Source organism: Arthrobacter sp. YD4, from assembly GCF_030410515.1.
Taxonomy (GTDB): Bacteria; Actinomycetota; Actinomycetes; order Actinomycetales; family Micrococcaceae; genus Arthrobacter.
The window spans coordinates 276,560-300,336 of the sequence record NZ_JAUHHD010000002.1; the positions used below are offsets into that span (position 1 = coordinate 276,560).

The 23,777-nt window shown below is 69.3% G+C and carries 23 protein-coding genes and 1 riboswitch; of the genes, 8 read left to right on the forward strand and 15 right to left on the reverse strand.

The genetic code is table 11. From position 1 onward, the window contains the following. Positions 1 to 49 precede the first annotated feature (49 nt). A complete protein-coding gene (locus QWJ39_RS05630; protein ID WP_290257294.1) occupies positions 50 to 3,220 on the reverse strand; it encodes a S8 family serine peptidase in 3,171 nt (1,056 codons plus the stop codon). Between the two features lie 359 nt (positions 3,221 to 3,579). Continuing rightward, entirely contained in the window at positions 3,580 to 3,765 is a 186-nt protein-coding gene (locus QWJ39_RS05635; protein WP_290256742.1) for a hypothetical protein, read from the reverse strand. A gap of 366 nt (positions 3,766 to 4,131) precedes the next feature. Here QWJ39_RS05635 and QWJ39_RS05640 point away from each other — a divergent pair, with 366 nt between their 5' ends. From QWJ39_RS05640 to purL, 6 genes are all read left to right on the forward strand, one after another. Then, positions 4,132 to 4,305 carry a CsbD family protein gene (locus QWJ39_RS05640; RefSeq protein ID WP_290256743.1) on the forward strand — a complete coding sequence of 58 codons (174 nt, stop codon included), beginning with the start codon at positions 4,132 to 4,134 and terminating at the stop codon, positions 4,303 to 4,305. Between the two features lie 291 nt (positions 4,306 to 4,596). Beyond that, on the forward strand, positions 4,597 to 5,583 hold the full coding sequence (locus tag QWJ39_RS05645; protein ID WP_290256744.1) for a hypothetical protein: 987 nt from the start codon (positions 4,597 to 4,599) through the stop codon (positions 5,581 to 5,583). A gap of 81 nt (positions 5,584 to 5,664) precedes the next feature. Continuing rightward, a complete protein-coding gene (locus tag QWJ39_RS05650) occupies positions 5,665 to 6,858 on the forward strand; it encodes a chaplin family protein (RefSeq protein ID WP_290256745.1) in 1,194 nt (397 codons plus the stop codon). Positions 6,859 to 7,127: 269 nt separating this feature from the next. After that, positions 7,128 to 7,379, forward strand: coding sequence for a phosphoribosylformylglycinamidine synthase subunit PurS (purS, locus tag QWJ39_RS05655; RefSeq protein ID WP_290256746.1), 252 nt, complete (start codon positions 7,128 to 7,130; stop codon positions 7,377 to 7,379). 1 nt (position 7,380) lies between these two features. Then, a complete protein-coding gene (gene purQ, locus QWJ39_RS05660) occupies positions 7,381 to 8,139 on the forward strand; it encodes a phosphoribosylformylglycinamidine synthase subunit PurQ (RefSeq protein WP_290256747.1) in 759 nt (252 codons plus the stop codon). After that, entirely contained in the window at positions 8,136 to 10,469 is a 2,334-nt protein-coding gene (gene purL / locus QWJ39_RS05665) for a phosphoribosylformylglycinamidine synthase subunit PurL (RefSeq protein WP_290256748.1), read from the forward strand. Before purQ ends, purL begins: the two co-directional genes overlap by 4 nt. Before the next feature lie 93 nt (positions 10,470 to 10,562). Here the strand turns inward: purL and QWJ39_RS05670 are convergent, their stop codons facing one another. Further along, entirely contained in the window at positions 10,563 to 12,671 is a 2,109-nt protein-coding gene (locus tag QWJ39_RS05670; RefSeq protein WP_290256749.1) for a transglycosylase domain-containing protein, read from the reverse strand. Further along, entirely contained in the window at positions 12,661 to 13,578 is a 918-nt protein-coding gene (lgt, locus tag QWJ39_RS05675; RefSeq protein WP_290256750.1) for a prolipoprotein diacylglyceryl transferase, read from the reverse strand. The genes QWJ39_RS05670 and lgt overlap by 11 nt, the downstream gene beginning before the upstream one ends. 89 nt (positions 13,579 to 13,667) lie before the next feature. On the opposite strand from lgt, the gene QWJ39_RS05680 reads away from it, so the two are divergent. Next, entirely contained in the window at positions 13,668 to 14,189 is a 522-nt protein-coding gene (locus tag QWJ39_RS05680; protein WP_290256751.1) for a MarR family transcriptional regulator, read from the forward strand. A 38-nt stretch (positions 14,190 to 14,227) separates the two neighbouring features. Here the strand turns inward: QWJ39_RS05680 and QWJ39_RS05685 are convergent, their stop codons facing one another. The 11 genes from QWJ39_RS05685 to QWJ39_RS05735 form a co-directional block, all read right to left on the reverse strand. Continuing rightward, positions 14,228 to 14,521, reverse strand: coding sequence for a DUF503 domain-containing protein (locus tag QWJ39_RS05685; RefSeq protein WP_290256752.1), 294 nt, complete (start codon positions 14,519 to 14,521; stop codon positions 14,228 to 14,230). A 21-nt stretch (positions 14,522 to 14,542) separates the two neighbouring features. Next, on the reverse strand, positions 14,543 to 14,860 hold the full coding sequence (locus QWJ39_RS05690) for a putative quinol monooxygenase (protein ID WP_290256753.1): 318 nt from the start codon (positions 14,858 to 14,860) through the stop codon (positions 14,543 to 14,545). Between the two features lie 52 nt (positions 14,861 to 14,912). Then, complete coding sequence (locus QWJ39_RS05695; RefSeq protein ID WP_290256754.1) at positions 14,913 to 15,515, reverse strand: hypothetical protein; 603 nt, start codon at positions 15,513 to 15,515, stop codon at positions 14,913 to 14,915. Then, positions 15,509 to 16,078 carry a DUF1990 domain-containing protein gene (locus QWJ39_RS05700; protein WP_290256755.1) on the reverse strand — a complete coding sequence of 190 codons (570 nt, stop codon included), beginning with the start codon at positions 16,076 to 16,078 and terminating at the stop codon, positions 15,509 to 15,511. Before QWJ39_RS05700 ends, QWJ39_RS05695 begins: the two co-directional genes overlap by 7 nt. Then, a complete protein-coding gene (locus tag QWJ39_RS05705) occupies positions 16,075 to 16,512 on the reverse strand; it encodes an MmcQ/YjbR family DNA-binding protein (protein ID WP_290256756.1) in 438 nt (145 codons plus the stop codon). Before QWJ39_RS05705 ends, QWJ39_RS05700 begins: the two co-directional genes overlap by 4 nt. Before the next feature lie 113 nt (positions 16,513 to 16,625). Beyond that, positions 16,626 to 17,873, reverse strand: coding sequence for an acyl-CoA dehydrogenase family protein (locus tag QWJ39_RS05710; protein ID WP_290256757.1), 1,248 nt, complete (start codon positions 17,871 to 17,873; stop codon positions 16,626 to 16,628). A gap of 24 nt (positions 17,874 to 17,897) precedes the next feature. After that, positions 17,898 to 18,770, reverse strand: a complete 873-nt coding sequence (locus QWJ39_RS05715) for a MetQ/NlpA family ABC transporter substrate-binding protein (protein WP_290256758.1) — start codon at positions 18,768 to 18,770, stop codon at positions 17,898 to 17,900. Positions 18,771 to 18,798: 28 nt separating this feature from the next. Continuing rightward, on the reverse strand, positions 18,799 to 20,235 hold the full coding sequence (locus QWJ39_RS05720; RefSeq protein WP_290256759.1) for an NtaA/DmoA family FMN-dependent monooxygenase: 1,437 nt from the start codon (positions 20,233 to 20,235) through the stop codon (positions 18,799 to 18,801). Positions 20,236 to 20,271: 36 nt separating this feature from the next. After that, positions 20,272 to 20,937 carry a methionine ABC transporter permease gene (locus QWJ39_RS05725; RefSeq protein ID WP_290256760.1) on the reverse strand — a complete coding sequence of 222 codons (666 nt, stop codon included), beginning with the start codon at positions 20,935 to 20,937 and terminating at the stop codon, positions 20,272 to 20,274. Beyond that, the gene (locus QWJ39_RS05730; RefSeq protein WP_290256761.1) at positions 20,930 to 21,742 is read right to left on the reverse strand and encodes an ATP-binding cassette domain-containing protein; all 813 of its coding nucleotides are present in this window, start codon (positions 21,740 to 21,742) and stop codon (positions 20,930 to 20,932) included. Before QWJ39_RS05730 ends, QWJ39_RS05725 begins: the two co-directional genes overlap by 8 nt. A 139-nt stretch (positions 21,743 to 21,881) precedes the next feature. Beyond that, positions 21,882 to 21,971, reverse strand: a riboswitch (SAM riboswitch). Between the two features lie 75 nt (positions 21,972 to 22,046). Beyond that, the gene (locus tag QWJ39_RS05735; protein ID WP_290256762.1) at positions 22,047 to 22,472 is read right to left on the reverse strand and encodes a CoA-binding protein; all 426 of its coding nucleotides are present in this window, start codon (positions 22,470 to 22,472) and stop codon (positions 22,047 to 22,049) included. Between the two features lie 339 nt (positions 22,473 to 22,811). On the opposite strand from QWJ39_RS05735, the gene QWJ39_RS05740 reads away from it, so the two are divergent. Continuing rightward, the gene (locus tag QWJ39_RS05740) at positions 22,812 to 23,645 is read left to right on the forward strand and encodes an ABC transporter ATP-binding protein (protein WP_290256763.1); all 834 of its coding nucleotides are present in this window, start codon (positions 22,812 to 22,814) and stop codon (positions 23,643 to 23,645) included. Positions 23,646 to 23,777 lie beyond the last annotated feature (132 nt).

Below are 23,777 nucleotides of genomic sequence, written 5' to 3' on the forward strand. Positions count from 1 at the left end.
GGTGGTAAGACCGCCGGCCACTGCTGTGTTCAGGTGTTACGCGCTACCGCTAGATAGCGTTGTTCGGGCTGTCCGGATCCTGCGGGACCACCTTGGCCTGTTCCTTCTTGACCTGGGCGCCCTTCTCCAGCTGGGCCGCGTCGCCGGTGCCCGCCTCGTCGCCCGGGCCGGTGTTGCTGGCCTGGTCCTCGGCGGTGGGGGCCACGGCGGTGGTGCCGTCGGGGCTCACCATGACGGTGACGAAGGTCGGGTCGCTGGAACCTTCGAAGGTGATCCGGCCGATGTACGAACCGGCTGCGAGGTCCTTCCAATTCAGCGTGACCTTGCCGGCCTTGCCGTTGGTCAGCTTCAGCGGGTTCGGCGAGACCGAGGCGTTGCCGACGTTGGCGCCGAGCACCGCCGCCTCAACCGAGGCCTTGGTGGCCTTGCCGCCCGGGCTGGCGTACAGGTTCGCGTAGATCGTGTACTTACCGGCGGCGGGGTTGGGGATGGACAGGGTCTCGCTCGAGGACGAGGTGGCGACCTGCTCCACGCCGCGCGGGGTAACCACGTACATGTCGAAGTCGGCGGCGGGATCGGAGGAGATCACGGAGAACTTCGCCAGCGGCACGCCGGCCGGAACCTGGACGGTCTTGATATAGGTCGAGGCATCGGCCGTGGCGGTGAACGGACCCGGGACCAGCGAGATGGCGGTGGCGTCGGCCTTGGAGAGGCCGTCCAGCGTCATGTTGGTCGGGTTGTTCGTGCCGGAGACCACCTTGATGTCACCGGAGCCGGTGCCCTGGTTGGTGGTCAGGGTGACGTCCTTCGGAGCCACCACGGACTGCGGGCGGACCGAGATCGGCGAGGTGACGGTCTTGCCCGCACCCTGCCAGGACAGCGAGCCCATGGCGAACTGGCCCAGCGGGGCACCCTGGTTCTCGAAGGTGACCTTGAAGGTGCGCTGTTCGCCGGCGGCCTTGAAGTTCAGCGCCGCCGGAGCCACGCTGACCTTGATGCCGGGGACGTTGACGCTGGCCTTGTAGACACCCGGGGTCAGGGCGGTCACCGTGCGGGTGACCTCGATCTTCCCGGTGAGGTTGCCCAGGGCGAAGGACGGGACGTTCATGTCACGGGCCTTGGTGCTGGACTTCAGGCCCAGGTCCACGCCGGTGCCCTGGATGAACTTCAGGTAGTCCTGGGTGTTCGCGTCGTACACCAGGCCCGGGTCGACCATGCGGGCCGGGTCCACCTCGCCCGCGCCGGTGGCGAAGACGTCGGTGTTCTTGGTGCCGTCGGCGAGCTTGACGTCGGAGGTGGTGGTCATCATGGCGGACTTCACCGCGGCCGGGGACCAGGTGGGGTTCTTGCCCAGCAGCAACGCTCCGAAGCCGGCCACGTGCGGGGAAGCCATCGAGGTACCGGACATGAAGCCGAACTTGGCACCGTTTTCACCGATCGGCGAGACGCCTGCCAGGACTGCAACGCCGGGGGCGGTGACGTCCGGCTTCAGCAGGTCCGAATCGGTGGCCAGCAGCGGTCCGCGGGAGGAGAACCCGGCGATCTGCGGCTGCGCCTCCAGGGGCAGACCGGTGGTGTCCTTGTTGACCAGGGACACCTTGATGCCCGGGTTGGCCGCGACCTTGTCCTTGATGGTCTGGGTGGCGGGCGGGTTCACGTGCACCGTGGGCACCGCGTGCTGGTCCGCGTCCAGGGAGGAGTTGGTGAGGTTGACCAGGATCATGCCGACGCCGCCGGCTCGGGCAACCTCGGCGCTCTTGGCGACGCGGTCCACGACGCCGCGGTCACAGACGACGACCTTGCCGGCGACCTTGGTCCCGTCCAGCGTGTTGGGGCCGCAGAGGGCCGGCGAGGAGGGTGCGTTGGCCGCTGCGGCGTTGGCTGCCAGCACGACTCCGGCGTCCTTGACCTCGCGGTTCATGATGCTGGCTCCGCGGAACTTGCTGCCGTCACCGAACTCGACCGTGCCTTGCAGTTCCTGGGAGAAGCTGCTGGCCGCCACGGTGGTCACCCAGGGGGCGCCGTGGTTGACGGTGCTGGCGGTGGGGCCGGAGTTGCCGGCGGAGGCGGCGACGAAGATGCCGCTGGCCGACGCGTTCAGGAACGCGATGGAGACCGGGTCGATGACGGACGTCGCGGAACCGGAGATGGAGTAGTTCAGGACGTCGACGCCGTCCTCGATGGCCTGCTCGACGGCGGCGACGGAGGAGGAGCTGTAGCAGCCGCCGGTGTTGGGATCGGTGTCTTCCCAACAGACCTTGTAGATGGAGAGCTTGGCAGCCGGGGCGATGCCGCTGGTCAGGCCGAAGCTGCGGCCGTCCACGAAGGATTCGACGTTGGCGTTGCCGGCCGCGGTGCTGGCGGTGTGGGTACCGTGGCTGGCCACGTCAACCGGGGAGAGCTGCTCCAGCGGCGACCGGTCACCCGGGGCCACGTAGCTGAGGAAGTCGTCCGCGAAGTAGTGAGCGCCGAGGACCTTGGAGTTGCAGGCGGTGCCGTCGAAGGATGCACCGGAGTCGACGCCCTTCTGGCAGTCGCTGGTGAACGTCTCGCCGTCGGCCTTGAGCATGGCAATCTTGCCATCCGCCGCGCGGTACGGGACGCCGACCACGGGGGCGCCGGAGAGCGGCTTGACCGGGTCGCCGGCGAAGAAGGCGCTGTCCGGGGTGTACCCGGTGTCGATGACGCCGACGACGACGCCCTTGCCGGCGCCGTCCTGGCCACCGAAGGTGGTGTTCCAGGTGCCGTTAGGACCACTGAGCTTGAGGAAGTCGGTGGTGGAGTAGTCCGGGGCGTTCTCCGTGTCCGGAGCCACCGCCAGGACGCTGGGGTCCTTGGCGAGCTTGATCGCCTGGTCCGTGGTCAGCTTGGCGCTGAAGCCGTTGACCGCAGCAGAGAACTGACGGCCCATCTTGACGTTCTGCTTGCCGGCGACCTCGGCCTGCTTCTGCTCCAGGTGCGCGCGGTAGTTCTTGACTTCGCCCTTGCTGGGGTCAAGCTTCTTGCCCGGCGCGGGCTTGGTGGCTGGCAGGCCGGGAGTGGAACCCTCGTAGCTGGCCGCCGGCTGCTCGGCCAGCATGACGATGTAGCGGCCGTCCGGGTAGTTGGCCGGGTCCAGATTCTTCTGGGCGACGCCGGCGACGGTGGCGCCTTGTGCCGTGGCCGCGGTGGCGGGCGCGATGGCAACGGTTGAAAGGAGAACCGGCAAGCCCAGGGTCAGTGCCGCGGCCCTCCGGAGTCCCCCGCTTCGAAGGAAGCTCTTTCCTGGTGATTTCACGAGTGTTTTGAACCTTTCAGAAGGAACGGTCCCGGCGCGGAGGCCGGGGACTGTGGTCTGGAACGGGCGCTGGAGCAACTCTTGTCACATGCGGCCCGGCGGATACCAGCCGCTTCACACAGTACAGACTGAGAGCCGGATATGACATAGACCACAGGTAACGAATTAACTTTGGTCAAACGATTCGACAACTCTTGTCGCGGTTGGGGCGCGCGGAATCCGGGCGGTCTGCGACCGTCCGGATTTCGGTATTGGCAGTCTCTTTGTGCCCTCCGCGGAGGGTCTTGGGGTGGTCCGATCCGCTACTGGCGGGGCGTCCGCACAACCTCGCTGATCCAGGCCCTGGTCTTCTCATCCAGCGGCCCGGCAACATTCGTCTCGCGGGCGGCTCGGTCGGCCAGGACCTTCTGCAGGACCATCCGGCCGAGGCCCGCAAAGACGGCGGCGGCGACCACGGGAAGGACCACGGACCTGGGATTCTGAGCCATGCGCTCATCCTACTGATCGGCCCCGTCAAGGTCACGGCAAATTTTCTCCAGAAAAGTCAGGACCGGACCGTGACGATCCGCCGCCGGGGCGCGTCTTTACCTATATAGAGCGATTCAATCCGGCGCTCTCCCGACCACGGAAGAGAGAACCATGCGCAACAAGATCATTGCAGCAGTTGTCACGGCGCTGGCCGGCTGGCTCAGGGGACGGCTGGGCCGCCGCGGGGGCACACAGCCCCCTGCGCGCCGCTAGGCCGCACGTCAGGCCGCACAGGCCGCTAAGTAGGTCTGCACACAGAACTCCCCCCGCCGGGGTGAATGCACAGAAGTACGTAACCGCAGCAACGAACAAGGAAGGTGTACATCATGGGTATCGGAGACAAGATCCAGAACGCAGCTGAATCCGCAGGCGGAAAGCTGAAGGAAACGGTGGGCAAGGCCACCCACAACGAAGAGCTCGAGGCCGAGGGCCAGGCCGACCAGGCGAAGGCCTCGGTGAAGAAGGCCGGCGAAAACGTCAAGGACGCGTTCAAGGGCTAACCAGCGCACCACTGCAGTAAACCGGGAGGCGTCCTTGGGGGACGCCTCCCGGTTTTGTTCATGCCTGGTCCGCGACGGCTTCCCGGGGTGCCTCGGCCAGCATTCGGCGCGAGCGTCATTTCACCGCCCCGCCCTGACTGGACGAAGGTGCCTCGCCGGGCGGAAGAGGAGTGCTCGCTGCCTTTAATCCATTTGCCAGACTTTCTACAGAAATCTCTGGAAATTACTCCTTCATCATCCGTATGCTGGGTTCACTTGCATATCGCTGCTCCGTGGGGGAGGTGTTTTGAGATGGAAAGTTCACGGCCCTTGTGGCGCGTGGTCCGGCCAGTGCTCCTCGCGGCTGCCGCCGCGACCTCGTGGCTTGCCATCTCGGCCACGGCAGCCTCTGCCGACGCCCCCACCGACCGAGGGCCGCTCGCCGGGCAGGTCCTGTCCACCGTAACGGCGATCGCCGCTCCCGATGTGGCCGTCGAACTCCCGCTGGCTTCCCGGCCCAACGGTGACGCTCCCGCACCGGGGCTTCTCTCCGTGGTGCCGAAGCTGCAGCCTCTGGCCGGTGGGGTGTCGTCCCGGGCGGATGCCCTGGCGGCAACAGTCCCGGTGGCCGACGTTCCGGTGGTCGGTTCGGCCCTCATGCTCCCGCCGCTGACTCCGGTCACAGACCCTGTCCTGGGCCTCGCGGACAGTGCCGTGTCCGCCGTCGTGGTCTCCGCTGACTCTGCCGTCGCGTCCGTCGTCGACGGCGTGGGCCCTGTCCTTGGCACCGTGACCGGGCCGGTTGCCGCCGTCGTCACGCCTCCGGCGCTGCCCGCCGTCCCGTCGGAACTGCCGGCCCTCCCATCGGAACTGCCCGGCGGGGCTGCCGTGGCGGCAACCCTCGACCCTCCGGCCGAAGCCGTTACGGGCAGCACCCAGAGCCCCTCTGCGGACATAGAGCCTGCCCCTGCCGCTTCGGCCGCAGCCCGGGACGCCGTCGCGGCGACGGTCTCCGCGATACCCTGCAAGCAGTCTGCGGCGCCGAACCACGCTGAGACCCCAATGATGTCCCTCGCCGATGATCCGGCCGATGAGTGGGCGCCGGGCGCCCCGGACCCCGCACCAGGGGCTCCCGGCAGCGGCTCAGGATCCGGCGCACTCTCCGGCGGTAACGCCAACCCTGCCTGGCTCTCCAGCTTCCGCCTGCACCTCGCGGGCGCCCTCAACATTCCGGCGCGGGGAGACCTGCTCGCGCCGCCCTCCCCGGTGTCCTTTGACCCGGGGTCGTCTCCTGACTAGTTGAGCCCTGCCGCGCCCGGGCGCGGCCACGGCATCCACGGCCCCAGCGGCCGCTCAACCACTTTTTCAGGAGACTTTGTCATGCATCAAAACCTTCGCCGAGGCCTGCTCGGCACCCTCTTCGCCGGCGGCCTGCTGGCCCTCGGAAGCACGGCCGCCTCAGCGGCCGACACGACCACCACCGGCTCGGACGGACTCCTTTCCGGCACCCAGGTCACCGCGCCGATTTCGATTCCGGTCAATCTCGGGGCGACGTCCCTGGGACTGCTGGGCGACTCCACCGCCACCACCGGCGGGCCCACCACCGGGGCCGCACCGGCGGCTCCCACCGGATCCACGCCCACTGGAGCAACCTCCACCACCGGGGCGGACGGAATCCTCTCCGGCACCCAGGTCACCGCACCGGTCACGGTCCCGATCAACCTCGGCGCCACCTCGGTGGGCGCACTGGGCGACTCCACCGCCACCAGCGGAACCACCGCCGGTACCGCACCGGCCGGATCCACCTCCGCGGGTCCGACCACCACCGGGGCGGACGGAATCCTCTCCGGCACCCAGGTCACCGCACCAGTCACGGTCCCGATCAACCTCGGCGCCACCTCCGCGGGCGCACTGGGCGACTCCACCGCCACCACCGGCGGAACCACTACCGGGACCGCACCGGCCGGATCCACCTCCGCGGGTCCGACAACCACCGGGGCGGACGGAATCCTCTCCGGCACCCAGGTCACCGCGCTCATCAGCGCACCGATCAACCTCGGCGCCACCTCCGTGGGAGCACTGGGCGACGCCACCGCCACCACGGGTTCCGGCAGCACGGGCCAGGCAGCAGCGGGCCCCGCATCGGGTCCTGCAACGACGGGCGCGGGCGGCATTCTCTCCGGAACCCAGATCACCGCACCCATCAGCGCGCCGATCTCGCTCGGCGCCACTTCGGTGGGCGTCGGCGGCGGCTCTGCGGCCACAACGGGCAACCCGCCCACGGTCACCCCGCCGGTCGTGACTCCCCCGGTGGTTACCCCGCCGGTCGTCACACCGCCAGTGGTTACTCCCCCGGCGGCGGAGACGCCTGCCGCCGTCCAGCCCGGAAACCAGGGCGCCACCGGTACCTCGCAGGTCATCGTGTCCGCCGCCTCGGCGCCGTCAGGTGTCCCCGCCGGGGCCACCACGCTCGCCTACACCGGAGCCAACGCCAACGCACTATGGCTCGCGGGCCTGTTCCTCGGCGCGGGACTGCTGATGTTGCTCGGTATGCGGCTCAAGCGGTCGGCCTAAGCAACGGCCCCAGTAAAGGACTAACCGTCCTGTGAGCTGTCCGGGGACGCCCCATGGCGTCCCCGGACATCCGCGCGCACAGGGCCAGCCAGGCTCCAGCGGTCACGAATACGCCCGGCGGAGCAGGCCCGGTAGAATAAGCGTGCAAGCTCGCGGAGCGCCCGAACCACGCCGTCCTGGAACATTCCTGTTTCATCACAGCGGGACCGGCGTGAGACGGCACCACTCCGCTGCGCCCTTACCCAACGCTCACGCACAGGAGTTGCCGGATGCCCCGGATCGTTGTCGACGTCATGCCCAAGCCCGAGATTCTGGACCCGCAGGGGAAGGCGATCGTCGGAGCGCTGCCCCGCCTCGGATTCACCGCCTTCAGCGGCGTCCGCCAGGGCAAGCGTTTCGAACTCACCGTCGACGGCGAGGTGACCGAGGAGATCCTGGCCCAGGCCCGGAACGCCGCGGAGACCCTGCTCTCCAACCCGGTGATCGAGGATGTCGTCAACGTCGAGGTCGTCGAGGCCTGAAATGACTGAACAACCCCTGATCGGCGAGGCCGTCGCGATCGCCGCCGAGCCCCGGCTCGCTGGCGCAAGGATCGGCGTCGTCACCTTCCCCGGCACCCTCGATGACCGCGACGCCGCCCGCGCCGTCCGGCTGGCCGGCGCCACCCCCGTGGCCCTCTGGCACGCGGACACCACCCTGGCCGACGTCGACGCCGTCGTGATCCCCGGCGGTTTCTCCTACGGTGATTACCTGCGCGCCGGCGCGATCGCCCGGTTCGCCCCGCTCATGTCGAAGATCATCGACGCCGCCAACTCCGAGGCCCGCCTGCCGGTCCTGGGCATCTGCAACGGCTTCCAGATCCTCACCGAGTCGCACCTTTTGCCCGGCTCCATGATCAAGAACGACCACCTGAAGTTCCTCTGCCGCGACCAGGTCCTCCGCGTGGAGAACACCGCCACGGCGTGGACCGGCGACTACACCGCCGGCCAGGAAATCACCGTTCCGCTGAAGAACCAGGACGGCCAGTACATCGCGGACGAGAAGACCCTCGACGCGTTGGAAGCCGAGAACCGCGTGGTGTTCCGCTACGTCGGCTGGAACCCGAACGGCTCCCGCCGCGACATCGCCGGCATCACCAACGAGGCGGGCAACGTGGTGGGCCTCATGCCGCACCCCGAGCACGCCATCGAGGCGGGCTTCGGTCCGGAGAACGGCTCCGGCACCGAGGGCCTGGGCTTTTTCACCTCTGTCCTGAACAAGATCGTGGGAGACAACAAATGACCGAGACCCCCGCCGTGGCCAAGCCCGCGGAGTCCGGCAAGAAGTTCAACATCGACACGGTGGAGAACGCGGCCAGGACCCCGGACACCGAGCTGCCCTGGGCCGAGCTGGGCCTGAAGCAGAACGAGTTCGACGAGGTTGTCAAGGTCCTCGGCCGCCGCCCCACCGGCGCCGAGCTGGCCATGTACTCCGTCATGTGGAGCGAGCACTGCTCCTACAAGTCCTCCAAGAACCACCTGCGCCAGTTCGGCGAGAAGGTCACCGAGGAGATGAAGAAGGACATGCTAGTGGGCATCGGCGAGAACGCCGGTGTCACCAACCTCGGCGACGGCTGGGCCGTGACCTTCAAGATCGAGTCGCACAACTCGCCCTCCTTCGTGGAGCCTTACCAGGGCGCCGCGACCGGCATCGGCGGGATCGTCCGCGACATCATCTCGATGGGCGCCCGCCCCGTGGCCGTCATGGACCCGCTGCGCTTCGGCGCGATCGACCACCCGGACACCGCCCGCGTCATGCACGGCGCCGTGGCCGGCATCGGCGGCTACGGTAACTCCCTGGGCCTGCCGAACATCGGCGGGGAGATGGTCTTCGACTCCGTTTACCAGGGCAACCCGCTGGTCAACGCCCTCGCCGTCGGCGTCATGCGGCATGAGGACATCCGCCTCGCCAACGCCTCCGGCAAGGGCAACAAGGTTGTCCTGTTCGGTGCCCGCACCGGCGGCGACGGAATCGGCGGCGCGTCCGTGCTGGCGTCCGAGTCCTTCGACGACACCAAGCCCTCCAAGCGTCCGGCCGTGCAGGTGGGCGACCCGTTCGCGGAGAAGGTCCTGATCGAGTGCTGCCTGGAGCTCTTCAAGGGTTCCCTGGTGGAGGGCATCCAAGACCTCGGCGCTGCGGGCATCTCCTGCGCCACCTCCGAACTGGCGTCCAACGGCGACGGCGGCATGCAGGTCGAGCTGACCTCCGTGCTGCTGCGCGACCCCACCCTGACCCCGGGCGAAATCCTGATGTCCGAGTCGCAGGAACGCATGATGGCCGTGGTCACCCCCGAGAACGTCGAGGCGTTCGAGGCCGTGATGGACAAGTGGGCCGTGGAGTACTCCTGGCTGGGCGAGGTGACCGACACCGGCCGCCTGATCATCACCTGGGACGGCGAAGTGATCGTCGACGTCGACCCGCGCACCGTCGCCCACGACGGCCCGGTCTACGACCGCCCCTACGCCCGTCCCGAGTGGCAGGACTCCGTCCAGGCGGATGCCTTCACCGGCTCCGTGCAGGACGCCGGCCGCCCGGCCGCCCCGTCCGAGCTCGCTGCGGCCGTCACCGAGCTGGTGGCCTCGCCGAACATGTGCAGCAAGGCCTGGATCACCAACCAGTACGACCGGTACGTCGGCGGCAACACCGCCATGGCGTTCCCGGACGACGCCGGCGTGGTCCGGGTGGACGAGGAGACCGGCCTGGGCGTGGCCCTGGCCACCGACGCCAACGGCCGCTACACCTACCTGGACCCGTACCAGGGCGCGCAGCTGGCCCTGGCCGAGGCGTACCGCAACGTGGCCACCTCCGGCGCCATCCCGATGGCCGTCAGCGACTGCCTGAACTTCGGTTCCCCCGAGGACCCGGACGTCATGTGGCAGCTCGCCGAAGCCATCCGCGGCCTCTCCGACGCCTGCATGGAGCTCGGCATCCCGGTCACCGGCGGCAACGTCTCGCTCTACAACCAGACCGGCACCACCCCCATCCACCCCTCCCCCGTGGTGGCGGTGCTGGGCAAGCTCGACGACGTCGCCCGCCGCACGCCGTCGGGCTGGCGTGAGGACGGCCAGGCGATCTACCTCCTCGGCACCACCGGTTCCGAACTGGACGGGTCCGAATGGGCCAACATGCGCGGCCACCTGGGCGGCCGGCCGCCGAAGGTTGACCTCGCCGCCGAGCGCGAGCTGGGCCAGATCCTGATCAACGCCTCCCGCGACGGCATGGTGGACTCCGCCCACGACGTCTCCGAGGGCGGCCTCGCCGCGGCCCTGGTGGAATCCTCGCTGCGCTACGGCGTCGGCGCCCGGATCTCGCTGCAGGACGTCATGGACCGCGACGGCGTGGACCTCTTCACCGCGCTGTTCTCCGAGTCGCAGGCGCGCGCCGTCGTGGCCGTGCCCCGCTCGGAGGAGATCCGCTTCAAGGACATGTGCACCGCCCGCGGCTTCGCGCACGTCCGGATCGGCGTCGTCGACGCCGAGGGCGGCACGCTGGAGATCAACGGCGTGGACACCCTGAGCCTGGACGCGCTCCGCGAGGCGCACGAGGGGACACTGCCGAAGTACTTCGGCTGACGCTCACCCACCGCCTGAACTGAACGGCCGCCCCTCCACTGGAGGGGCGGCCGTTCAGTTAAACGCTGCCTCCGGTCAGGCGGCGTCCGGCGCTCAGCGGGTCATCGACGCCGGGGGCGTGGCGAACTTTTCGCCGGGGTAGCGCTGGGCCGCGGCGTCCATCAGCCGGCCCCACTGGCCGCCGGCGATGTCCGCGCCGTCCACGCCCACGTAGTAGCGGCCGTTGATGGTGATGTCCTGGTTCACCCAGCGCGGCCCGATGCCCTGGTAGCTGCCGAACCAGGAGGCCGTGGCGATCCCGGAGGTGCCGCCCACGGTCCAGGTCATGGTGTTGCCGTCCGTGGTGCCGGTCTTGGCGAAGATGTCCGTGGCCTTGGAAACCGGGATGTTGTAGCCGGAGCCCCGGGTCAGCACGTTCTTCAGCGCGTAGGTCACCCCGGCCGCGACGTCAGGATCGATGGCCTGCTGGCAGTGCGCGTCCGGGACCGGGTAGGCCTTGCCGTGCGGGCCGGTCACCGATTCGAGGGCGATCGGGTCGCAGTGCTTGCCGCCGGCGGCGAACGTGGCGTAGGCGTCGGCCATGGTCAGCGGGGCGACGTCCTGGGTGCCGATCAGGCTGGCGATGCTGGAAACGTCGTAGGGCTTGTTGGTGTGTCCGTCGGCGACGCCGGCCGCCGTCGCCATTTTCTGGATGTTGCAGAAGTCCAGCTGCGCGGCGGACTGGAAGGTGATGGTGTTGATCGACTGGTAGAGGCCCTGGAGGACGCTCATCCTGACGTAGTGGTTCGCGTCGTCGTTGGGCAGGAGCTGCGTCCCTGCCGCCGGGTCATAGGATCCGGTGGTGCGGCCGCAGGAGTTCTGCCAGGGGTAGCCGGGCCGGTAGAGGCGCACCGCGCCGTCCAGGACAGTGCCCATGGACTTGCCGGCGCGCAGCCACTCGGCGAAGACGAACGGCTTCATGGTGGAGCCGATCTGGAAGCCGCCGGCGCCATCGAGGGGCTGGCCGTTGGCGTCCCGTTCGGGCAGCGCGAAGTTGCCGGTGTAGTTGCCCGGACCCGCCGTGGGGTTGTAGTTGGTGTTCTGCGCCATGGTCAGCACCTTGCCGGTGCCGGGCTGGACGCTGACCAGGGACGCCCCGCGCTGCAGCGGGTCGGTGGCGGACATGGAGGCGTTGACCTGGTCCTGGGCCACCTTTTGCAGCGCCGGGTCCAGGGTGGTGCGGATGGTCAGTCCGCCCAGGTAGAGCAGCTTCTTCCGGGCGTCCTCGTCGGGCCCGAAGGCCGGGTCGTTGAGGATCAGCCGCTGGACGTAGTCGCAGAAGTAGGGCGCGGAGACGGCACCGGCGCAGCCCTGGCTGGCCGGGTGGACGTTGAGGCCGATCGGTGCCTGCACCGCCGCGTCGTGGTCGGCCTGGCTGATCTTGCCCTGCTGGAGCATCTTGTCGAGGACCTCGTTGCGGCGGGACACCACGTGGTCCGGCTGGGTGAGCGGGTCGTAGTAGACCGGGCTGTTGACGACGCCGGCCAGCGCCGCCGCCTGCGGCAGGGTCAGTTGCGCGGCGCTGACGTTGAAGTATTCGTGGGCGGCGGCGTCGATCCCGTAGGCGCCGTTGCCGAAGTAGACCACGTTGAGGTAGCCCTGCAGAATCTGGTCCTTGGAGTAGGTCTTCTCCAGGGCGATCGCGAGCTTCATCTCCCGCAGCTTGTCCCCCACCGTCTTGGCGTAGCCGAGCTTGACGTCCTCGCTTTTCCCCTGCGCCACGAGGGATTCGATGATCATGTTGTTGACGTACTGCTGGGTGAGGGTGGACGCTCCTTGGCGGCCACCCTGCGCGGTGGCGACGAGGGCGCGCAGGATGCCGGTGGTGTCGATGCCGCCGTGCTGATAGAAACGGGCGTCCTCGATGGCGACGATGCCGTCCTTGATGAAGGGGGACATCTTGTCCAGGCTGACCGGCGCCCGGTTCTCCGCGTAGAAGGAGGCGATGACGGAACCGTCGTTGGCCAGGACGGTGGAGGTGGCCGGCGGGGCGTTGAGGTTCAAGTCATCGGGGAGCTTGTCGAACATGCCGATCGAGTCGCTGACCACCGCGCCCGCCATGGCGGTGGCGGGGATAAAGAGACCGGCCACCAGCACGCCGCACACGGTCCCGGCCGCGATGAAGGCCAGTACCGCGCGCCAGAGGGATCGCCTAGCGGGCATCGGGATGTTCCCGGGTCGCGGGGGCGTCGGCGGCGGGAGGCTCGTCCCCGCCGTCGGGCGCGGCGCCCGGGATCGCCACCGAACGCTTCCGGCGGAAGGTCAGCAGGAAGCCCGCCGCTCCGCCCAGGAAGATCAGCGCGGCCACCCAGGTGTTGACCCGGAGCCCCAGGATCAGGTTGGCGTAGTCCGAGCGCATCAGTTCGAAGGCGAAGCGGCCCGCCGTGTACCCGGCGACGTATAGGGCGAACACGCTGCCGGCACCGAGCTTGAACCGCCGGTCCAGAAAGAGGATGAGGAGAGCCACGGCGACGCACCAGAGCGACTCGTACAGGAAGGTCGGCTGGAAGTAGCCCAGGACCACGACGGCGCCGGAGGGATCGGTGACCGCGTTTCCGGCGGCGTCCATCTGGTGGATCTGCAGCTTCCACGGCAGGGTGGTGGGGTCGCCGTAGAGCTCGTTGTTGAACCAGTTGCCCCAGCGGCCGAGGGCCTGGGCAAAGAGCACCCCGGGCGCCACGGAATCCAGGAAGGCCACGAAGGACACCCCGGCCCGGCGGCAGCCGATCCAGGCGCCCACGCAGCCGAGCGCGATCGCTCCCCAGATGCCTAGCCCGCCATCCCAGATGGCAAAAGCATTCCAGGGGTTCCGGCCGGGCAGGAAATACAGCTCCGGGTCCGTGATGACGTGGTAGATCCGGCCGCCGATGATCCCGGCCGGGACCGCCCAGACGCAGATGTCCAGGACCTGGCCTGGCAGGCCGCCGCGGGCGATCCAGCGGCGGGACCCCAGCCAGATGGCCACCGCGATGCCGGCCAGGATGCAGAGGGCATAGAAGTGGATGGTCAGCGGTCCCACGTGGAAGGCGCTGACGGTCGGGGACGGAAAAAACGAATCTCCGGCGGTCATGGCGGTCCTGTCTAAGAAGTGCGCGGCACGGTAATTGGTTCTGCCACAGAACTATTCTAGGTCTGACTGTATCCGGCTAAACTGGGCGGATGATGAGGGCCGTGGAATCCGCACCGGAGGCAGCGGCCCGCCGGGACTCCGGCGCGTGGTCCCTGACCGGCGTGATCACCCGCCTGCGCAGGGTGCTGCGCTCCAGCGTGCGGCAGGAGTTTCCCTGGGAGGCGCTGCCGATGGCACAGGTGGAGGTCCTGCAGCGGCTGGCCGAGGAACCGGGAATCGGCGTGAGCGGGCTGGCTTCGCGGCAGCGGCTGGCCGTCAACACGGTGAGCAACCTGGTCCAGCAGATGGTGGTGTCGGGGCTGGTGGAGCGGCTGACCCGGCCGGGTGACCGGCGTTCGGTGACGCTGACCCTTACCGAGCGGGGCGCCGCGGTCCTCGCCGCCTGGCAGGACGCCAATGACCGCCGCCTGGGCGACGCCCTCCGGCGGCTGCCCGATTCCTCGCAGCAGGCCATCGAGGATGCACTTCCGGCACTGGCCGCCCTGGCCGCCCTGCTGGAGGCGGACGACCAGGATCCCAACGGCGGCGGCCCGACGTCCCGGGACGCCTGACCTCGCGTAGCCCCGCGCCCTGAGGCCGTGCGCCGGGCCTAGTCGTCGCTGCGGAGTTCGCGCTGGCGGGCGCTGAGGAGTTCGACCTCCGGCCGGGCCGCGACGAAGCGTTCGACGGCGGCCAGCACCTCGATGAGGTGGGCGCGGTCCGCGGCGACCAGTCCGGCGCCCACCAGGGCCCTGCGGTACTGGTCCTGGTATCCGGCCTCCGTGACGGAGATGTCGAAGCGCCGCTTCAGCTCCGCCAGTAGCGGCCGGACCACGGACCGTTTTTCCTTCAGGCTGTGCACGTCGCCCAGCAGAAGGTCGAACTCAATCCAGCCGATCCACATGGCCCCAGCGTAGCGGCCGGGCTAGATGGTGAGCTCGCCCATCCGGTCCCAGCCGTCGCCGTCGATCTGGCGGCTGATGATCCGGGGCGTCTCCACCAGGGCCTGGGGCATATCCTCCATGGCCTTCTTGAAGTGGGCGCTGTTGACGTGGTCTCCGGCGGCGTCGTCCTTGAAGGCCTCGACGAGGACGAACTCGTTCGGGTCCTCGACGCTGCGTGACCACTCGAACCAGAGGTTGCCGGCTTCCTTGCGGGTGGAGGAGGTGAAGTCCTCCACGAGGCCGAGCCAGCGCTCGGACCAGTCGGGCTTGACCTTGAATTTGACGACGATGAAGATCATGGACGGTCCCTTTCGGTACGGATACGGTCTTTCAGTATTTCAGTTGGGCCGGTCAGCAGGCGCCGATGGCGGCCCGGGCGAGCTCCTGCTGCCGGGGCGTGCCGACCCGTTCGGCCCACTGCTCGGCCAGCTGGAATTCGACCATAGCCTCGGTGCAGCGGCCCGCCTCATGCAGCGACCAGCCGAGGTTGTTGTGCAGTGCCACCAGCCACCGCCGGGTGCGTTCGTCGCCGGCGGTGGAGGCGTACTCGAGGGCGCTGCGGGTCCAGGTTTCGGCGTGGGCGGTGTCCGCGATGGCCAGCATGTGCAGCGCGTCCACGGCCAGGAAGTCCTCGCCAAGGTGGTCCGCGAGTTCCGCGGCCTGCTCGAAAAGGGGAACGGCCATCTCGGGGTGGCCGCCGGAGTTGAGCACCCGGCCGCGCTCGAGCAGGACCCTCACCGCCACGGTGGGTTCGTCGGCGTCGACCGCGTCCAGCAGTGCGTCGGCTTCCTCGTACCGGCCCTGCAGCCCGATCGCCCGGCCCAGCTGGGTGGCAAGTTCGGCGCGTTCATCGGCGTCGAATGCCGGGTCCTCCAGTGCCTCCCGGAAGCGGGCTTCGGAGAGCCCGGGATTGTCGAAGTTCCAGATCAGGTCCAGGTTCTGTTGGTTCAGCATCCACTCACTCCTGCTCGGTTCACGCCGGCGGCCAGTTCCTGTGCACTCCTAACGTACCGGGAAGTGACCAGCCGGCGCGCCCGGTCCGTGACGGGGCGGCCGGCGGCGTAGAACCAGGTGGACGGGACACCGAAGGCGGTGATGGTGATCAGCACCCGGCCGGCCTCATCCAGCGAGATCTCGAAGGACTCCTCGCCCCGGACGGGGTGCCCGGGCAGGGTGCCGTAACCGAATCCGGCCGACTGCGGGCCGGCCCCGGGGCGGGGCGGGTGCACCCAGACCACCTCGCAGGGGGCGTCGACGCGGAACGGGCCGACGCCGAAGCCGCTGACCACCCGGACGCCGGGGGCGACGTCGGATTCGGCCCGGACCCGCAGACCCGCGCCGCGGTGCAGCTGCCAGGTCATCAGGCCGTGCACCGCCCGGCGGTAGGCCGCCTCCCCGTCGCCGATGTGGGCCCGGGTGACGATGCCGTGGCCACCTGCGGGAAGCCGGCCGCTTTCGGTGGCACCGACGCCGGAATAGGTCAGCTCGCCCGCGGCGATCCGGTCCCCGCCCCTCACGGCCGGTCCCCGATCCGGTCGTTGCCCCGGTCCCCACCCCGTGCCAGCCGGGACCAGCCCAGTTGCGCCTGTTGGGCCCGGCTCAGGGTGGCCACCACCAGGTCGTAGGAATCCTCCACCATGTCCCGGATCATGTCGTTCGGCAGCGCACCGTCCAGCCGGACACCGTTCCAGTGCCGCTTGTTCAGGTGCCAGGCGCCGGTGATCTCGGGGTGCACCTGCCGGAGCTGTTCCGCGAGCGCCGGTTCGCATTTGAGGCTCACGCTGAAGTCCTCCGGGTCCATGGCGGACAGGGCGAAGACCTTCGCCTGGTGCCGGGCCCCGCCGGCAATGGCGGCGCGGACCTTGAACACGGCCGTCTCGGGCCCGAACGGGTAGTCCTCGAAGGCGCCGGGGAAGCCCAGGCAGATCTCTCGCAGTGCGTCCGCGTCCATGGTCCGAGCTTACGTCCGGGGCCGGACATCGGGCAGCCCGAACCCGGGAGGCCAGGTCTCCGCGGTGAGGCCAAGTCTCCCCGGTGTGCTGAAGCGGCGCGGCTGGATGGACGCTACTCCCCCGCCGCCGGCGCCTTCGGCGCGTCGCCGATGCTGTGCAGCCCCTCCGGTGTGGTCCCGTTGACCTCGTAGTCGCCCAGGATCCGGGCCTTGAAGACCGCCGGGTTGTGTGTGGCCACCGTGCGGGCGTTCCGCCAGTGCCGGTCCAGTGCCTTGGCCTTCGAGGTGGCGGAGGCGCCGGTGACGTCGAAGAGCTGCTGGGCTGCCGACTGCACCAGCTCGGGGACCAGCAGCTGCGCCTTCCCCACGGCCGCTTCTCCCCTGCTGTACCGCTCGGCGGGGGCGAGGTCCAGGCCCGGATCGGCGGCGGCGTCGAGCTCGCGGGCGGCGGCCAGGACCACGGACTCCGCGGCGAAGACCTTGGCGGAGAGCTGCCCCACGAGTTGCAGGATCAGCGGGTCGTGCCGGAACAGCTCACCCGAGCCGGTGTTGAAGGTGCGTTTCCGGTCCCGGACCAGTGCCTTCGCATCCGCCAGGGCCGCCCGCCCGATCCCGGCCAGCACCGCCAGCAGGACCAGCTGGAAGAAGGCCGGCTCGTGTGTGGTGGACACCGAGCGCTGGATGATGTGCTCCGCGGGCACGGCGACGTCGCGGAAGATTGTGGTGCCCGTCCCGGTGAGCTGCTGGCCGAACCCGTCCCAGTCGTCGAGAATCTCCACCCCGGGCGCCGTGGTGCTGACGACGGCGTATTGGCGGCCCTCCCGGCCCGCGGTACTGGCCGTGACGGCGATCCACCGGGCGAAGATGGTCCCGGTGGTGTAGAACTTCCGGCCGTTGAGCACCCAGTCCGGTCCGGACGGGGTCAGCGTGGTTCCGGTGGCGCCGAGGACGTTGCCGGACTGTTCGGTGGCCGCATTGCCGAAGATTTCGCCGGCCACCACCCGCGGGTACCAGCGGTCCTGGAAGCCGGGACCCTCCAGGCCCACGGTCTCCACGAACGCGAAGTGCGAGCGGTACAGGTGCGCCACCGAGGAGTCGGCCTCGGCCAGTTCCACCAGCAGCCGGAAGAACGGGTCGAAGCCGATCCCGTCCCCTCCGTGTTCCACGGGGACCCGCAGCCGGCCGAACCCGGCCTCGTTGAGCCAGCGGACCTGCTCGAAGGGCAGGACGCGGTCCCGCTCCCGGTCCAGGGCGCCCTCGGCGATCCGGGCGAAGACCGGTCGGAACCGCCCGGCCAGTGCCTGGTAGCCGTGCTCCGTGGTGGCGCCCGCCGTCGTCGTTGTTTCTGTTGAGGTGCTCATCGCGTCTCCTGTTCCCCGGGCCGGCTAGAGTTTCTCCGCGTCGGCGGCCGGGTCCTGGTCCCACGGGGTGGGCAGGATTCCGTTCTGGTAGCCGGCGAACCAGGCCTTGACCCCGGGCGACTGGTAGGCCTCCTTCAGCGCGGCCGCCTTCTCCGTGCCGGCGAACTCGGGCCGGCCGGCAACGACGATCCGGAAGGGGACCTGGTTGGCGTCGGGCTCGAAGGCCAGCGCGTCGGCCCGGGTGTGCTTGGCGTCGGCCGCCATCCGGGCGATCAGGAAGCCGGCGTCGACGTCCGGGAGGGTCTTGGCCAGGGACTGCTGGTCCACTTCCACAAACTGCAGCTTCTTCGGGTTGGCGGTGATGTTCTTCTGCGAGGTGTGGATGACGGTGGCGTCGGAGAGCTCCAGCAGCCCGGCGTCGCGGAGCATGAACAGGGCGCGGCCGTTGTTGGCCGGGTCCACGGGGATGCCGATCTTGGCCCCGTCGGGGAGCTCGCTGAGGGACTTGTACTTGTCCGACCAGATCCCGCCGGGCGCGCTGTAGACGTAGAACAGGCCGACGTTGGAGAGGCCCTTGTCCTGGTTGAACTGCTTCAGGTAGGCGTTGTGCTGGAAGAAGTTGGCGTCGAATTCACCGTTCGCCACCGCCAGGTTGGGCTGGATGATGTCCGTGACGTAGGTGGGCTCCAGCGTCCAGCCCTTGGCCTCGAGGAGCTTCTTAGCGATCTTCGTTGGCTCCTGGTACGGCGCGGACTCGGTGACGATGATCTTGATGGTCTTCCCGCCCGAGGCGGCGTTGGCGCCGCCGGGGTTGACCAGGCCGCAGCCGGTGAGGGCCGTGGCGGACGCGGCGCCGGCTCCGGCGAGGGCGAACTTGAGAAAATTTCTGCGGTGCATGGCGGGTGTCCTTTGTCGTGGGGGGGGGTTAGACGCCGACGGCGGCGGGAGTGTTTTCGGCGGCCGCGGAGAACGCTGTGAAGGCACCGCGGAAGGCGGCGGCGGGGTGCCGGCCGTTGAGTCGGGGGCCGTCGCCGAAGAGCTTTTCGCGCAGGGTTCCCGGCGCGTAGTCGGTCTGGGCGAGGCCGCGGTCCCGCAGTTCGGGCAGCACCCCGGTGATGAAATCGGTGTAGGACCCCGGGATGGTCTGGTTGATGATGTTGATCCCGTCGATGCCGGCGTCCTGCCATTCTTCGAGCCGGTCCGCGATCTGTTCCGGTGTTCCCACCACCCGGTTGGCCCGGCTGCGGTACAGCGCGATGTCTCGGAGCGTGGGGTTGCCGCCGCGGGTGGAGGCCCGGATGGCTTCCAGGTGTCCCTGGCTGCCCTCGGTCTGGATGTCGCCCAGGGGGGTGTCCAGCGGCAGGCCGCCCAGGTCGACGCCGAATCCGCCGCCGACGTGGGCCAGCAGGGCCTCGATGTCCAGGCTGTCCTCCAGCTCGGCCGCTTTCCGGGCTGCCTCGGCCTCGGTACCGCCTACTACGAAGTGCATGCCTTGGAGGAACTTCACGTCCTCGGCACGACGTCCGGCGGCCACCGCCTGCTCGCGAACGGCGGCCGTGTAGGCGGCCGCGATCGCGGTGCTGGGCGCCAAGGTGAAGGTCGCCTCCGCGTTGGCGGCGCAGAACTGCTGGCCGCGTCCGGAGCTGCCGGCTTGGAAGAGCACCGGGGTGCGCTGCGGCGACGGCGCCACGAGGTGCGGGCCGTCGATGGAGTAGCGGGGCCCGCTGTGGTAGATCTTGCTGACCTTTTCCGGGTCCGCGTGGACCCCGCCCTCCTTGTCCCGGACCAGGGCGTCGTCCGCCCAGGAGCCCTCCCACAGCTTGTAGGCCGCCTCGACGTATTCGTCCGCCCAGTCGTAACGCTCGTCATGCTTGGTCAGCTCGGTGGAGTTGAAGTTCCGGTGCGAGTTTTCCAGCACGCTGGTGACGATGTTCCAGCCCACCCGGCCGTTGCTGATGTGGTCAAGGGTGGACATCTGCCGGGCGAACTGGAAGGGGTGGCTCTGGATCACGGAGGAGGTGGCGGCCAGGCCGATCTCCCGGGTGGCGGCGGCCAGGGCCGAAAGCAGGATCAGGGGGTCGTTGGAGGGCACCTGCAGGCCCTTCCTCAGGTGGGAGGCCCAGCCGCCGTCGTAGTCGCCGTAGAGGCCCACGACGTCGGCGAAGAAGATCGTGTCGAATTTCGCCTCTTCCAGCTGCCGTGCCAGGTCGGTCCAGAGTTGCAGTTCGTTGAAGCGGTGCTGCTGGGCCTCGGGGCGGCGCCATTGGCCGCCCATGATGTGGCTGGTGGTGTTCATGACGAACGCGCTGAGGAGCAGGCGGGGGCGGGGTCCGTCGAAGCGGGGGCTGGCTGGGGAAGTCATGGGTCTGCTTTCCGAAGTGGGGTGGCGGGGCCGCGGTCAGAGCCGCTTGTCGAGGCGGCGGGCCAGGCGGGAGCCGCCGAACTGGACGAGGGTGACCAGCAGGATCATCAGGATGATCGCGGTGATCATCAGCGGCGTTTCGTAGCGGTAGTAGCCGTAGCGGATGGCGAAGTCGCCGATCCCGCCGCCGCCCACCAGCCCGGCCATCGCCGAGTAGGAGATGAAGCTGACGGTCATGATGGTGATGGAGCTGACCAGTCCCGGCCGGGCCTCCACCAGCAGCACGTCCCGGACGACCTGGGACCGGCTGGCTCCCATCGAACGGGCGGCCTCCACCACCCCGCTGCCGAGCTGGCTGAGGTTCTGCTCCACGAAGCGGGCGAAGTACGGGATGGCGTTGATGGTCAGCGGGACGATCACCGCGGCCGTGCCGATGGTGGTGCCCACGATGAAGCGGGTCACCGGGATGATGGCGATCAGCAGGATCAGGAACGGGAAGGACCGGACCAGGTTGACCAGGCCGTCCAGGACCCGGTGGAGGCGGGGCCGGTGCCGCAGCCCGCCGGGGCCGATCGTGTAGAGCCAGACGCCCAGCGGCGTGCCGATCAGGACGGCCAGCGGGATCGCGACCAGCAGCATGGCCAGGGTCTGGCCCATGGCGGCGCCGATTTCGGGCAGGACCGATAGGATGCGCTCAAGCATGGATCAGGCCTTTCGGGGCGGGGCCGGCCGGGGCGGCTGCCCGGTGGGGCCGGTTCAGCTCGATGGCGTCGGAGACCAGGTACCGCCCGATCGAGGTAGCGGGGTGGAAGCCGGGGCGTTCGAGCTCGGCCAGGTCGATTTGCTCGACGATCCGGCCGTCCTCCATGACCGCGACGTTGTCCGCGATGGCCTTGATGACGTTCATTTCGTGCGTGACCACCACGATCGTGATGCCGAATTCGGCGTTGACGTCCGCGAGGTACTGCAGCACGGAGGCGGTGGTCCGGGGGTCCACGGCCGACGTCGGTTCGTCGCAGAGCAGGACCTTCGGCTCCGTGGCCAGGGCCCGGGCGATGGCCACCCGCTGTTTCTGGCCGCCGGAGAGCTTCGCAGGATAGCTGGCGGCCTTGTCCGCGAGGTCCACGACGGCCAGGGCGTCGGCCGCCCGGCGCCGGCGTTCGGTCCGCCCCACCCCGGCGAACTTCAGTGAAAGCTCCACGTTCTCCTGCGCGGTGAGGTTGTTGAGCAGGTTGAAGTGCTGGAAGATCATGCCGATTCCGTGCCGGCTGCTGCGCAGTTCCGGCTCGCTCAGGGCGGTCAGGTCCACGCCGTCGACCAGGACCCGGCCCGAGGTGGGGCGTTCGAGCAGGTTGATGTTGCGCAGCAGCGTGGATTTGCCGGCGCCGGAGAACCCGATGATGCCTTGGATCCGGCCGCGCTCCACGGTGAGGGTGACGTCGTCGACGGCGGTGAACCGGCCGTCCTTCGACGGGAACGAGGTGCTGACGTTCTGGATCTCGATCACAGCGGACCGCCCGCGATCCGGGCCGGCGCTGCCGTCGTTGTGGTGTTCATGATTCCTCCGGGACTCGCCCGAGGAAAGCCTCATCCCCCGGCGCCGGGGCAGCGCAAAGCGCGGCCTCTCGGGTCCGTGGAACAGTGGTTCTCCATCGGTCCTGGCGGTAGCACCGTCCTCATCGAGGGGGTTGCTGCGGCGTCACGGAGCCAGGTCTCTCAGCCGCTCGGGATGGTTACCCCACGAATCTGGCACACGCCCGGCCGGTGTGAAAGCGGCGCGTCACACGCCGTAAAGCTCCCGTCAGTCCCGGTTAAAGGCCCAGGAGCGGCGCTTCCCTGGCCGGGCAGGCGTTCATGACGACGTCCAGCCCGGCGGCCTTGGCGCGTTCGGCCGCGGCCTCGTCGATGACGCCCAGCTGCAGCCAGACGGCGCCGGCGCCGGCGGCAATCGCCTGGTCCACCACGTCGCCGACGCGGCCGGAGTTCACGAAGCAATCCACGACGTCGATGGGCCGTTTCTCCGCCGGGATTTCCCCCAGCGAGCGGTAGCCGGCCTCCCCGTGCACGTCGTCGCCGGGCAGGTTGACCGGGATGATGTCCATGCCCAGGCGGTCGCGGATGAACAGCGACGTGTCGTAGGCCGCACGCCATTGGTTGGTGCTCAGGCCCACGATGGCCCACCGGCCCTTGGCGCGCAGGAGGCGTTCGACGACGGCGGGAGCGTTCACGTGGCTCATGCGGCCAGCCTACGTCCGCCGGCAGCGGCCCCGCAGTAGGGAAACCCGCCCCAGCCGCTGCGCCGAATTTCTGATCGGACCAGACACCTCACGTCCGCAGGTTTCCGAATATTACGCGCCCATTTGGCGGAAATCCGCCGTTCGGTTTTAGTAGACAGTGACCATCCCGAGCGGCCGAGAGACCTGGATCGATGACGCCGCAGCAACCCTGGTCGACGGACCTCCACCCCGGAGCCCGCCGATAACGAGGACGCACGCCGAGGGAAAGGTCCGGACTGACTACCCGGGCCAAAGGCTGCTTCCGTAGGGTGCTACTGCCAGGACCGATGGAGTAACCCTATGACTGCTGTCCTGCACCCGCCCCAGCCCCGGGCCGACGCCCGGCCCGGCTCCGGCACCCCCGCCCTTCCGGTGTCCTTCCGCGGCCTGGGCCGCGCCTTCGGGACCGGCCCCGCCGCGCACACCGTCCTCCGGGACGTCAGCTTCGACGTCGTCCCCGGTGAGGTGCTGGCCATCCTGGGCGCCTCCGGCTGCGGCAAGTCCACCCTCCTCCGGGCCGCCGCCGGGCTCGACGCCGCCACCTCCGGCAGCGTCGCCATCGACGGCGAGCCGGTCCGCGGCGTCGACGACCGCTGCGCCTTCGCGTTCCAGGAGCCGCGGCTGCTGCCCTGGCATACCCTCCAGGCGAACATCGCCATCGGCCTGCCCGCCGGCGTCAGCGCCCGCGACGGCAAGGCCAAAGTGGCCCGCCTGCTGGAACTCGTGGGACTGCAGGACTTCGCCAAACACCGCCCCCGCGAGGTCTCCGGCGGCATGGCCCAGCGCGCGTCGCTGGCCCGGGCGCTGGCCCGGAACCCCGGCGTGCTGCTCCTCGACGAGCCCTTCGGCGCCCTCGACGCACTGACCCGGATCAAGATGCAGGACCTGCTCCTGGAGGTCCACCGCGCCGAACCCACCACGGTGCTGCTGGTGACGCACGACGTCGACGAGGCCCTGCAGCTGGCGGACCGCATCATCGTCCTCGGCCGGGAGGACACCGAATCGTCCCCGGCCGGCGCCACGATCGTGCGCACCCTCACCGTCCCCGGCGGACGGCCCCGGGACCGCGCCTCGGCCGAACTGGCCCGAATGCGCACCTCGCTCCTGGCCAGCCTCGGCGTCGACGGCCACTAACGGCCCCGCCCCGCCGCCCCGGTCACGCCCTGAACGGTCCGTCCGCTTCCGGCAGGCAGCGCCGCCGGTACCCCGGCACCGGACCGGCCGAGCCGCCCGCTCCCCGCGCCGGCGGCCACCCGCATCACTCTC